The following is an 11,777-nucleotide window of genomic DNA, read 5'->3' on the forward strand; positions in this document are numbered from 1 at the left end:
CAGATCGTTGTTCGCGGTTCGCGGTTCGCAGGTGGCTGTTCGGCGTTCTCTGCCGGCGGGGGGTGGCGTACGGCGGTGATGCATGGGGGGGTGGTGTACGGGGTGGGTGGTGCACTGGGGGGGGTACGGGGGTGGTGTACGAGGCCGGCGCTGCCGGGAGCGCGGGCGGACGGGGGCGTCGGGACGCGGCCCGGTCCGTCACAGGGCCGCGGAGGGTTCTCTCCGGGTCAGGTCCCCGTCGCCCAGGAATCCGGCCAGCAGCGAGCCGGTGATCCGGACGCCGTCCTGGGTGAGGACCGATTCGGGGTGGAACTGGACGGAGGCGAAGTGCGGGCCGCGCAGGGCGTGGACCTCCCCGCTCGCCGGGTCGCGGCTCACCTCGACGGTCCCGACGTCCGGGCACTCCTTCTTCGCGTCGGTGCTGCGGGCGGCGAAGGTGTTGTAGAAGCCGACCCGCTCCACCGAGCCGAAGAGGTCGATCTCCTTCTGGGTGCCCTGGTTGGGGACCGCGCGGCGGACGACCGGGAGGCCCAGCTCCTGCGACAGCACCTGGTGGCTGAGGCAGACGGCGAGGAACGGCCGCCGCTCCGCGAGCAGTCGGCGGACCGCGCCGCGCAGATGGGCGATCTTGGGGTGCGCGGTGTCGCGCGGGTCGCCGGGGCCGGGGCCCATGACGACCAGGTCGTGCCCGTCGAAGGAGTACGGCTCGTCGAAGCGGTGCACCGTCACGTCCAGGCCCATGGAGCGCAGTTGGTGGCCGATCATGGAGGTGAAGGTGTCCTCGGCGTCCACCACGAGCACCCGCCGGCCCGACAGCGCGGGCTGCGGGCGGGAGCGCTCGGTCTCCTCCGCCAGCCAGAACCCGGCGATGCCGTCGTTGCGCCGGGCCAGCGCCGACCGTACGTCGGGGTGGTCGGCGAACCGGCCGCTCCGGCCCGTACGCAACGCGGCGAGCAGCCCCGACGCCTTGGCCCGGGTCTCGGCGACCTCGGACTCCGGGTCGGAGTGGCGCACCAGCGTGGCGCCCACGCCGATGTTCACGGTGCCCGTGGCGTCGATGTCGGCGGTGCGGATGAGGATGGCCGAGTCGATTTCGCGGGCGCCGTGCCGGTCCCGTCCCACGAGGGCGAGGACCCCGCTGTAGTAGCCGCGCCCGCCGGGCTCGTACCGGCTGATCACCCGGGCCGCGCTCTCCAGCGGGCTGCCGGTGACGGTCGGGGCGAACATGGTCTCGCGCAGGATCTCGCGGGGGTCGCGCGTGGTGGAGCCCTCGATGAAGTACTCGGTGTGGGCGAGCCGGGCCATCTCCTTGAGGTACGGGCCGGTGACCCGGACCCCGCCGTCGCAGATCCGGGACATCATCTTCAGCTCTTCGTCGACGACCATGTACAGCTCGTCGGCCTCCTTGCTGTCCGCGAGGAAGTCCATGACCTCCGGCAGGGTCGGGCCGGTGCCGGGGTAGCGGTAGGTGCCGCTGATGGGGTTCATCACGGCCGTGCCAGCGCGGACGCTGATGTGCCGCTCGGGGGTGGCGCCGACGAACGTGCGGTCCCCGGTGTGGACGGCGAACGTCCAGTAGCCGCCCGTCTCCTGCTCCAGCAGCCGGCGGAAGAGGGTGAGCGCGCTGCGCGGGTGGTAGTCGGTGATGCGGGTGGCGAACGACCGTTTGACGACGAAGTTGGCGCCGGCCCCCTGGCCGATCTCGTCGGTGATGACGCGGCGCACGATGTCGGCGTACTCCGCGTCGTCCAGGTCGAACCGGCCGCCCTCCAGCCGGATCGGGAGGTCCCCGATGCGGGAGACGGCCTCCGCGAGCGGCACGGTCTGCTGGTCGAGGACGGTGAGGGCGATCAGCGGGGCGCCGTCGTCGGGGGCGTCGAAGCCGCGCTCGGTGATCTGCCGGTACGGCATCACCACCAGCGTCTCGTGCCGGGACGCCCCGGCCTCGGCCGGCGGCCCGTGCGGGTCCCGGCCGTCGTCCGACAGCGGGACGTCGGCGAGGCGGGCGGGGGTGGTGACCTCACCGACCAGCACGTCCAGCACCCCGGGGCCCCCGGCCTCGGGCCGGTACAGCAGGGCGAACGGCCGGGGCCGCGGCGAGAGGACCTCGGCCAGCAGGTCGCGGGCGCGCGGGGCGCCGCCGGGGCCGGTCATGCGAAGGTCTCCTTGGCCGTGGTGACCACGGCACAGCGCCTGGCGGCGTACTCCAGGGTCATCCGGTGGTCGTCCTGGGAGAAGTCCGCGGTCGTGTCCGCCAGGAGGAAGGTCTCGATGTCGTTGCTGAACGACTCGACGGCGGTGGCCAGGATGCCGATGTGCGCGTACACACCGCAGATGACCAGCTGGTCCCGGCCGGCGGCCCGCATGCGGTCGAGCAGGTCGGTGCGGAAGAACGCGCTGTAGCGCCACTTGGTGAGCATCCAGTCGCCCGGCCGGGGTGCCACCGGGCCGATGACCTCCCGCTGGGCGGGGGTGGCGTTCATGCCCGGACCCCAGAAGTCCTTGAGCAGCCCCCGCTGTTCGGCCGTCATGTCGCCGGGCTGGGCGGTGTACGCCACCGGGACGCCCAGCTCCACGCACCGCTCGCGCACCAGCTCGGCGTTGGAGACGAGCTGGCCCATCAGGGGGTCGGGCAGCGGGGCCAGGAAGTAGCGCTGCATGTCGTGGACGAGCAGCACGGCGCGGTCCGGGTCGACGGTCCAGGGGGCGGTGCTGGTGGGCAGGTCCCCTGCCGTCGGCATCGGGTACGGCTCGATGGCGGGTATACCGGCCATGGTGTCCTCTCCTTGCGCTGGTCTGTTCCCTGCGCGGGTCTGGTCCTTGCGCTGTCTGGTCTTTGCGCTCTCTGGTCCTTAGGCGGGTGGTCCTTGCGCTGTCCGGTCCGTACGCGGGTGGTCCGTACGCGGGTGGTCCTTGCGCCGGTGGTCCTGACGCGGGTGGTCCTTGCGCCGGTGGTCCTTGCGCGGGTGGTCCTTGCGCTGGTCCGCGGGTCCGGTGGGTGGGGGCGCGGTCAGTTGCCGAGGGTGGCGCCGCCGTCGACGGTGAGGGTCTCCAACGTGATGTGCGCCGCGCTGTCGGAGAGCAGGAAGACCACCGCGTCCGCGATGTCGGCGGGCTGGGCGATCCGGGCCAGCGGGATGCCCACCTTGAAGGCCTCCGGCAGGCCCGCGATCGTCCGCTCGCGCCCCGAGGGGTCGCTCCACATGGAGGTGAGCATGGGCGTGTCGGTGGAGCCGGGGGCGACGACGTTGCAGCGGATGCCGAGCCGGGCCACCTCCAGCCCGAGGCTCCTGGTGAACATCGCGGCGGCGGCCTTGGAGGCGGCGTAGGCGGCCATCCCGGTACGGGGGGTGCCGGCGGCGTTGGAGGCGATGGTGACGACGTTGCCGCGGCGGCGCTCCTTCATCCGGCGGACGACGGCGCGCGAGACGTGGAAGACCCCGCCGGTGTTGACGGCGAACGTGGTGTTCCAGTCGTCGTCGCTCAGCTCGACGGCCCCGCCGAGCCGCAGGACGCCCGCCCCGTTGACCAGGTGGTCGACGGGGCCGAGACCGCTCTCGACCGCCGCCACGGTGCGCTCCACGTCGTCGGCGCGGGTGATGTCCGCGGGGTACGCGGTGACCCGTAGGCCCTTCGCGGTCAGCTCACCGGCGACCCGGTCGAGCGCCTCCGCGTCGCGGTCGACGGCGGCCACCGAGGCTCCGCGTTCCGCCAGGGCCTGGACGACGGCGCTGCCGATGCCTCCGGCCGCTCCGGTCACCAGGGCGATGGTGTTGTCCATGTCTTGCCGAGCCTCCATCCGTGCGGGTGCGGGCGGTCCGTGCGGTGGTACGGGGCGGTGCGTGAGGTACTCCGGTACGTGGGGGGGGCGGCGGTCACCGGCTCCAGGCGGCGACGACGGAGAGCGCCTGCTCCGGGTTGAGCCGGGGGTCGCAGAACGTGGTGTAGAGCGAGCCGGGCCCCTCGGCGTCCGAGGCGTCCGAGGCGTCCGTGACGCACTCGGTGACCGCGTCCGGGGTGGTCTCCAGGTGGAGGCCCCCGGCGACGCCGCCCGCGCCCCGCACCGCGTGCTGGAAGGCGACGACCTCGCGCCGGACGGTCTCCACGAACCGGGTCTTCAGACCGCCGGCGAGCTTGACGGTGTTGCCGTGCATCGGGTCGGTCAGCCAGATCACCGGGTGTCCCGCTTCCCGGACCGCCGTCACCAGGGGCGGCAGGGCCTCGGCGACCCGGTCCGCGCCCATCCGGGCGATCAGGGTGAGCCGGCCCGGCTCGCGGTCCGGGTCGAGCCGCTCGCACAGGGCGAGCAGTTCGTCGGGGGTCATGGCCGGCCCCACCTTGCTGGAGACCGGGTTGGCCACCTCGGCGAGCAGCGCCACATGGGCGCCGTCGACCTGGCGGGTGCGCTCCCCGATCCACGGCCAGTGGGTGGAGCCCAGCAGCAGCCGGCCGGCCTCGTCGCGGCGGAGCAGAGGGACCTCGTAGTCCATCAGCAGCGCCTCGTGGCTCGTCCAGACCGGCGGGTCGATGCCGGAGCGGGTGGAGCCGGTGGACTCCCAGCCCAGGTGGGTCATCGTGTCGCGGGCGGACATGTAGCCGGTGAGCAGCCGGAGTGCGTCGGCCCGCCTGCTCTCCGGGTCCGCCTCGGGACCGTTCACCAAGTGCCCCCGGAAGACGGGCAGTTCGACGCCGTCGATCCATTCGGTGGGGTTCGAGCGCGGCTTGGCGTACTGCCCGGCGATCCGGCCCACCCGCAGCACGGGCCGCCGGGTGACCAGCCGCAGCGCCCCGGCCAGCAGATCCAGCACGGCGGCCTTGCGGGCGACGTGGCCGGGGGTGCACTCGGCCGGGTCCTCGGCGCAGTCACCGGCCTGGATCACCTGGGCCTCGCCCGCCGCCACCCGGGCCAGCAGCGCCCGGAGCCGGTGCACGTCGGCGCCGCTCACCAGCGGGGAGCGGGCGGCCAGTTCCTTGCGGATCCGGTCGACCTGGGAAGGGTCCTCCCACTGCGGCTGGTGCAGGGCGGGCGGGTGGACGTCGAGCAGGGCGTTCTCCACGGTGCCTCCGGGAAGACGGGCACGGCCGGCCGTGCGGGGCACGCCGTGCGAGAGGAAGGGGACCTGCGGCCGCCCGGCCGCGCCCGGGAGGGGCGGGCAGGACGGCGGGACGCGGTCGGGGCCGTACGACCGGGGGCTTCCGTTCGGATCGGGCCGGACCCGCGAGCCCGGCTCGGTCCGGTACGGCGTCAGCGGCGTCTCGCGCGACGGGCCGGGCGGCCTCGGGGCCGACGGCCCGCGCGCCGGGGCTTCACGGGGCCTGCTTCCCGGCCCGTACGGAGCCCGTTCCCCGGGGTGCCCACGGGTGACGGCCCCGGCGCACGCGCCGGATCAGGCCGTGCGCAGTCCCCGCTGGAGTGCCTCGGTGATCTCCACGGTGCGGCGCGCCTGGTACTCGATGGCCGCCAGGTTGTCGTCGTCGACGTTGCCCGCCTCGTTGCGCGAGACGCTGCTGACGCCGTACGGGTTGCCGTTGGTCGGGGCCAGCTGGATCGCGTCGGCCACGCCGGGCGGGACGATGATCGCGCCCCAGTGGTAGAACGCGTTGTTGAGGGCCAGGAGCGTGCTCTCCTGACCGCCGTGCAGGGTCGCGGTGGAGGTGAAGGACGACATCACCTTGTTCACGAGCCCGCGCCGCATGTGCAGCGGCAGGGTCTGGTCGATGAAGTGCTTGAGCGAGGCGGCCGGCAGTCCGTAGCGGCCGGGCGTCCCCCAGAGGACGGCGTCCGCCCACTCCAGGTCCTCGACGGCGGCCTCGGGGATGTCCTGGACGGCCTCCAGGTGCTCGGCCCACGCCTTGTTCCAGGCGTCGTTGCCGGGGACGACGGTCTCGGTGGACAGCTCGGCGGTCCTGCGCAGCCGCACCTCGGCGCCCGCCTTCTCGGCGGCTTCGGCGGCCGCGACGGCGAGCTTGTGGACGTTCCCCTGGGACGAGTAGTAGATGACGGCTACTTTGGTCATGTCCTGCGGCTCCTCGGCGATCGGCTCGGTAGGCCTGAATCCTGTGTCCCGGCCCCGGACCCGGCCAACGCCCTCCGGGCCCATCCGTCAACTGGCCGGTCCAGTCCGTCAGGTCCGTCTCCCAAGTCCGTCAGGTCCGCCCGGACACGGGGTTCCGACCTGACGGAAGGGCTCTCAGGGGACCGGCGGATCCGGGGGGCGCTGCTACCGTCCGCGCTCCTCGCGCGGGCTGCGGCGCCCCGCCGCCACCGGGCGGCCGTGCGGATCGGCCGGTCGGCCCGGCCGGTCCGGCCGGCGGGTCAGCCGGTTCCGGTCAGCAGCCGCGGTTCCGCGCGGTCGCTCAGCATCGCGATGGCGTGGGCGGCCGAGGCGAGCGTGGTGTGGCGGTGCCAGCCGGCGAACGAGCGGCCGGAGAAGTCCCGGATGCCGACCCGGTCGGCGACCTCCTCGGTGTCCCGCTCCACCCGGCGTGCGTAGGAGGCCAGTTGGAGCAGTTCACCGACGCTCGACGTGGTCAGGTCGGTGAGCCACAGCTCCGCGGGCCAGTGGCCGTGCTCGGCCACCCCCATCAGCACCAGGCTGCTGTCGGGCCGCCCCTCGCGGCGGGCGGCGTGGGAGAGGGTCACCCGGACGGCGACCACCGGGCCGGGGGGCACGGGCCCCTCACCGGGCCGCCGTCCCGGCCGCCGCATGTGCCAGACGAGCGACATGATCTGCTGGGCCGTCATGCTGACGCCCCGGCGCGGGAACGCCGGTTCCTCCACCGTCAGCCGCTGGGTGCCGTCGATCCGCAGCAGCATCGGGGTGTCGGCGGCGCGCAGCCGCCCCACCACCGCGGCCACGTCGGTCTCCTGGGCGTCCATCACCACGGGCCGGATCGGCAGCCGCGACTTCTTGATCAGCTCCTGGTACGCCTTGACCGAGCACTGGTCGAGGCTCTCGGGCACCTCGCTGTCGGGGATGTCGGTCTGCCGGCGGTGGCGCCGGTCGGCCAGCCACCGGGGCGAGAGCTGGAGCCGCCAGTTCAGCGGGCTGCTCCAGTCCGGCGCGACCGCCCATACACCCACCGCCTGCTGGGCGTTGACCACCTGCCCGAGCGCCGGTACGAAGCGCCGCTCCACCCCGACGGAGGTCTCCCCCGCCCGGCGGATGATCAACGGGCGCACCACGTACGCCTGCGGCTGCGTGACCCGCTCCACGTACTGGGCGAGCGCCCGGCGCACCGGCGTCCAGTCCCAGGTGGAGCTGACGATGAAGTGGTGCAGGCTCTGCTCGGTGGCGTCGCCGCCGAAGAGCGCGGCGATGTTGCGTATCGACTTGCGTCCCTCGGCCTCCAGCAGTCCCTGCAGGTAGGCCATGCCCTTGGTCCGCTGATCCCGGCGGGGCATCGAGGCGAACAGCTCCGCCCCCAGCGCCGAGAGAAGCCCGTCGTGAGCCCTTTCGTACGGCCGGAAGCCGGCCATGACCGGCCTGAGGCGGTCTGTGGTGGCGTGAACGGCGTGATCGAACTGCGGGATCGTGCTCGTCATGCGTGGTCCCCCCGACCGGTTTGCGGTCTCTTGTGAGCCCCTGGCGGTGTACTGCCGCAGGAAGGGAGCCGGAGTCACGATCCAGCCACTCCCTGCGGCACGGAGGCTCACACGGGCTGGACAAGGGTCAGCCAATGGCTGGCAAAGGCGCTGGTGGCGGAGGCGTCCACGCGCGGAGACGGTGATCTTCGCGCCTTCCGGCGAAGATTGTTGTCCGCCAGACCGGCATATGCCGAGGCACGTGCCTTGATCATAATCGCCGGACGCGCCCGTGGTCCCCGCCGGGCGGAGCCATCCGCAGGCCGACGGCGCGCGCCCCACGTGCGGGCGGCAGGCGTGTGCGGGATTCTCGTCCGCGCGGCGGTGTGCGCCCCGGCCGCGGAGGCCGATTCCGCCGGGTCCGTCACTTCGCGCCCCCGGTCCGTCACCTCGGCTCATGGCGGGCGCGGCGGCGACCGGCCCGGTGCCCGGGCGGCCGACGACCGGCCCTTGACCGTGCCCTGACCGTTCCTTGGCCCGGGTGGCCGAACCTGGGGCCCCGTACCACCGACCCGAGAGGACCCGCCCCGTGACCCGGCCGACGCACCCCGCCCCGGCACACCGCCTGTGGGAACCGGCGTCCGTAGCGCGCCTCAGGAACCTCACCGCCGAGCTGGCCCGGGACCTGGCCACCGCCCGCTGGACGCCGACGGAGCTGGAGTCGCGCATCGCGGAGCGCCTGCTGACCTCCGCCGCGGGCGACGGCGCGCTGACCGGGCAGCGGATCCGCGGCGTCCTCTGGGAGGGTTCGATGGCACTCACCCGGGCCAACGACGGCCGTCTGGCAGGCCTGTTGGCATCCTTGGCCCCGGTGGTGGACGAGCCGGAGCTGTCCGACAGAGTGCTCATGGCAGATGTCCGCGCCGTGCTGGACCGGGTCGCCGGGTGCCGTTGAGAAGGGGGAAGAGCAGATGTCGGAGATCGTGGTGGTGGGCGGAGGCTTCGCCGGGGTGTGGGCCGCGGCGGCCGCCGCCCGCCTGCTGAAGGAGGTGCGCGGGGGTGTTCCGGGGGGCGCGGAGGAGACCGGCGGCACGACCGGGGCGGCCGGCCCGGAGCACACCGTCCGGCTGGTGACCCCTGAGGACGACCTGGTGATGCGTCCCCGGCTGTACGAGGCGGAGCCCCACACCATGCGGGTGCCGCTGGACCGGATCCTGGCCCCGGCCGGGGTCCGCCGTACCGCCGCCGCCGTCACCGCGATCGACACCGCCCGGCGTACCCTGACCGCCGTCGACCGTACGGGCGAGGCGCGGGAGATCGTCTACGACCGGCTCGTCCTGGCCACCGGCAGCCGTCTCGTACGCCCGGAGATCCCGGGCGCCGGAGACCTCCACGACGTCGACACCCTGGCGGGCGCCACCGCGCTCGACGCCCATCTGCACGCCCTGCCGGACCTCCCGGAGGACCCGCCACAGGACCTGCCGCAGGTCCTCCGGAACGGCCTCCCGAAGGACCGGCCCGAGGGCACCCCGACGGCCGCCACCGCCCGTTGGACCGCCGTGGTGGTCGGCAGCGGCCCGACGGGCCTGGAGGTCGCCACCGAACTGGTGCGCCGACTCCGGACGATCGCCGCCCCGCACGGCGCCGCCGACCGGGTCCGCGTCGTCCTGGTCGAGCGGGCCGCCACCGTCGGCGCCTCCCTGGGCGCGCCCGCCGCGCCGGTGATCGCCCGCGCCCTGGAGGAGCTCGGCATCGAGACCCGGCCGGGCGTCACCGTGACCTCGGTGGAGGCCGGTGGGGTCACCCTGTCCGACGGCTCCCGGCTCCCGGCCCGGACCGCCGTGTGGACCGCCGGGGTGCGGGCCGCCGAACCGGCCGGGCTGGTCCCGGGCCGCCACGACGAGGCGGGGCGGCTGGAGGTCGACGCGTTCCTCCAGGTCACCGGGGTCCCCGGGGTCTGGGCGGCGGGCGACGCGGCCACCGCCCCCACCGGGCACGGTCACCGCACGGTCTTCAGCTGCCAGTACGCGATCCCGCTGGGCAAGCTCGCGGGCCGCAACGCGGCGGCCGGGCTGCTCGGTGTCGAGCCCGAGCCGTTCGCGCCCGGTCCGTACGTCATCTGCCTCGACCTCGGTGACGCGGGCGGCCTCTACGCCACCGGCTGGGAGCGGGCCGTGCAGCTGACCGGGGACGAGGCCAAGAAGTACAAGCGGGCCGTCACCGAACAGTGGATCTACCCGCCGCTGGACGATGGGCCCGAGCTGCTGCGCCAGGCCGACCACCGGCTGCGTACCCGCAGGTCGAACCCGGTGTAGCCGGGCCCCGGCGGGAGCGCCGGAGAGGCCGTGCGGCACGATGGAGCGGCGCCGTCAGCCCGCCCGCCTGGAGGAACCCCGTGACCGCCGTCCCCTCCCCGTCCCCCTCCCCGTCCCCGGATGTGCTCGCCGCGTTCGAGGCCGCCAAGGGCTTCATGCCGGTCCACGAGGGGCTCGCCCTGTACGGGGCCGCCACCGAGGCCGGTGCCCTGGGGCTGCCCCTGCTGGAGGTGGGCACGTACTGCGGGCGCTCCACGGTCCTGCTGGCCGACGCGGCCCGGAGCGCCGGGGTGAGCGCCCTCACGGTGGACCACCACCGGGGCAGCGAGGAGCAGCAGCCGGGGTGGGATTACCACGACCCGACAGTGGTGGACCCCGAGGTCGGGCTGATGGACACCCTGCCGACGTTCCGCCGCACCCTGCACCGGGCGGGGCTGGAGGAGCACGTGGTGGCGCTGGTCGGCCGCTCCCCGCAGGTGGCCGCGGTCTGGGCCGGGCCGCTGGGGCTGGTCTTCATCGACGGCGGACACACCGACGAGCACGCGAACGGCGACTACGAGGGGTGGGCCCCGCATGTCGCCGAGGGCGGCCTCCTGGTGATCCACGACGTCTTCCCCGACCCGGCCGACGGCGGGCAGGCCCCGTACCGGGTGTATCTGCGGGCCCTCGCCTCGGGGGCGTTCACGGAGGTGTCGGTGACGGACTCGCTGCGGGTGCTGCGCCGCACGGGCGCGGGGATCTGAGCCGGACGCGCGTACGGCCGGGCCCGCCGTACGCGTACAGGAGCGGGCCTGCGGGCGCCCGGAGGCCGAACCTCCGGGGGCGCGCGGGCATCCGCAAGCCCAGCCTCCGGGGGCCTGCGGGCGCCCGGGGCCGGGTATCCGGGCGACCGGACCGTACGCGTACGGAAACCGGCCGCCCCCGTACGCGTACGGATAGCATCGCCGCGTGCCGTACGACGACAGCGTTCCCCCCACCCGCCGTGCCCGGCCGCTCCTCGTGGCCGCCGCGCTGGCCGCGCTCTGCCTGACGGCGGTCGCCGGCTGCGGCGGCGCCCAGGACCCGGCCGGGACGGACACCGGCGCGGCGAAACCCGGCCCGGAAGCGGAGGCCACCGCGTCCCCGTCCACGACCCCCGCGGAGCCGCGGCCCTCCGGAGCGACGCCCACCGCCCCGCTCCCCCAGGGCCCCCTGACCGGCCGGACCGTGGTGATCGACCCGGGCCACAACCCGCGCAACCGGGAGCACACCGAGGAGATCAGCCAGCAGGTCGACATCGGCACGGGCCGCAAGGAGTGCGACACGACCGGTACGGCCACGGACGCCGGTTACGCGGAGGCCCGGTTCACCCTCGACGTGTCGCACCGGCTGCGCGATGTGCTCCGGGCGCAGGGGGCCCGGGTCGTGCTGACGCACGACGACGACCGGCCGTTCGGGCCCTGCATCGACGAGCGGGCCCGGACCGGCAACGAGGCGGAGGCGGACGCGGTGGTCTCGGTGCACGCGGACGGCTCGGCGGTGGGCAACCGGGGCTTCCACGTCATCCTGCCCGCGGCGGTGAAGGGCGGCGGGGCGGACACCTCGAAGATCGTGAAGAGTTCGGCCGACCTCGGGGCCCGGATCGCCGGACACTTCGTCAAGGCGACCGGAAGCGCGCCCTCCAACTACATCGGCGGCGGCACCGGGCTGGACACCCGCGGCGATCTCGGCGGACTGAATCTGTCGACCGTGCCCAAAGTCTTCGTGGAATGCGGCAACATGCGTGACCCGGAGGACGCCGCCCTGCTGACCGACCCGGGCTGGCGGCAGAAGGCGGCCCAGGGCATGGCGGACGGCATCGCGGCCTACCTCAAGGGGTAGGTCCGACGCCGCGAACCACCCCACCGGGGGCTGCCCTACCGGGGGATGAGCCTGCGGGAGGGGCGCGGGGAGATCGG

Annotated in this window: 10 protein-coding genes; 4 read left to right on the forward strand and 6 right to left on the reverse strand. The window is 74.4% G+C overall.

Annotation, left to right across the window (positions count from 1 at the left end; genetic code table 11):
• Positions 1 to 198: 198 nt before the first annotated feature.
• From ACQ9ZG_RS08335 to ACQ9ZG_RS08360, 6 genes are all read right to left on the reverse strand, one after another.
• Entirely contained in the window at positions 199 to 2,154 is a 1,956-nt protein-coding gene (locus ACQ9ZG_RS08335; protein WP_499280203.1) for an anthranilate synthase family protein, read from the reverse strand.
• A complete protein-coding gene (locus ACQ9ZG_RS08340; RefSeq protein ID WP_028415447.1) occupies positions 2,151 to 2,774 on the reverse strand; it encodes an isochorismatase family protein in 624 nt (207 codons plus the stop codon). The genes ACQ9ZG_RS08335 and ACQ9ZG_RS08340 overlap by 4 nt, the downstream gene beginning before the upstream one ends.
• Before the next feature lie 236 nt (positions 2,775 to 3,010).
• On the reverse strand, positions 3,011 to 3,781 hold the full coding sequence (locus ACQ9ZG_RS08345; RefSeq protein ID WP_028415446.1) for a 2,3-dihydro-2,3-dihydroxybenzoate dehydrogenase: 771 nt from the start codon (positions 3,779 to 3,781) through the stop codon (positions 3,011 to 3,013).
• Between the two features lie 94 nt (positions 3,782 to 3,875).
• Positions 3,876 to 5,057, reverse strand: coding sequence for a 3-deoxy-7-phosphoheptulonate synthase (locus tag ACQ9ZG_RS08350; RefSeq protein ID WP_499280205.1), 1,182 nt, complete (start codon positions 5,055 to 5,057; stop codon positions 3,876 to 3,878).
• Positions 5,058 to 5,387: 330 nt separating this feature from the next.
• Entirely contained in the window at positions 5,388 to 6,017 is a 630-nt protein-coding gene (locus ACQ9ZG_RS08355; protein WP_109914724.1) for an NAD(P)H-dependent oxidoreductase, read from the reverse strand.
• Positions 6,018 to 6,316: 299 nt separating this feature from the next.
• Positions 6,317 to 7,546 (reverse strand): IS701 family transposase, encoded by a 1,230-nt coding sequence (locus ACQ9ZG_RS08360; protein ID WP_109917548.1) that lies wholly within the window; start codon positions 7,544 to 7,546, stop codon positions 6,317 to 6,319.
• A 568-nt stretch (positions 7,547 to 8,114) separates the two neighbouring features.
• Between ACQ9ZG_RS08360 and ACQ9ZG_RS08365 the strand changes: the two genes are divergently transcribed.
• The 4 genes from ACQ9ZG_RS08365 to ACQ9ZG_RS08380 all read left to right on the forward strand — a co-directional run bounded on the left by ACQ9ZG_RS08365 (position 8,115) and on the right by ACQ9ZG_RS08380 (position 11,700).
• A complete protein-coding gene (locus ACQ9ZG_RS08365) occupies positions 8,115 to 8,480 on the forward strand; it encodes a hypothetical protein (protein WP_109917547.1) in 366 nt (121 codons plus the stop codon).
• 16 nt (positions 8,481 to 8,496) lie between these two features.
• A complete protein-coding gene (locus ACQ9ZG_RS08370; protein ID WP_499280206.1) occupies positions 8,497 to 9,840 on the forward strand; it encodes an NAD(P)/FAD-dependent oxidoreductase in 1,344 nt (447 codons plus the stop codon).
• 155 nt (positions 9,841 to 9,995) lie between these two features.
• A complete protein-coding gene (locus ACQ9ZG_RS08375) occupies positions 9,996 to 10,583 on the forward strand; it encodes a class I SAM-dependent methyltransferase (protein WP_375138260.1) in 588 nt (195 codons plus the stop codon).
• 205 nt (positions 10,584 to 10,788) lie between these two features.
• Positions 10,789 to 11,700: an N-acetylmuramoyl-L-alanine amidase gene (locus ACQ9ZG_RS08380; protein WP_499280207.1), complete on the forward strand. Its 912-nt coding sequence runs from the start codon at positions 10,789 to 10,791 to the stop codon at positions 11,698 to 11,700.
• Positions 11,701 to 11,777: the final 77 nt, after the last annotated feature.

This window comes from Streptomyces araujoniae, assembly GCF_050871195.1.
Lineage (GTDB): Bacteria > Actinomycetota > Actinomycetes > Streptomycetales > Streptomycetaceae > Streptomyces > Streptomyces bacillaris.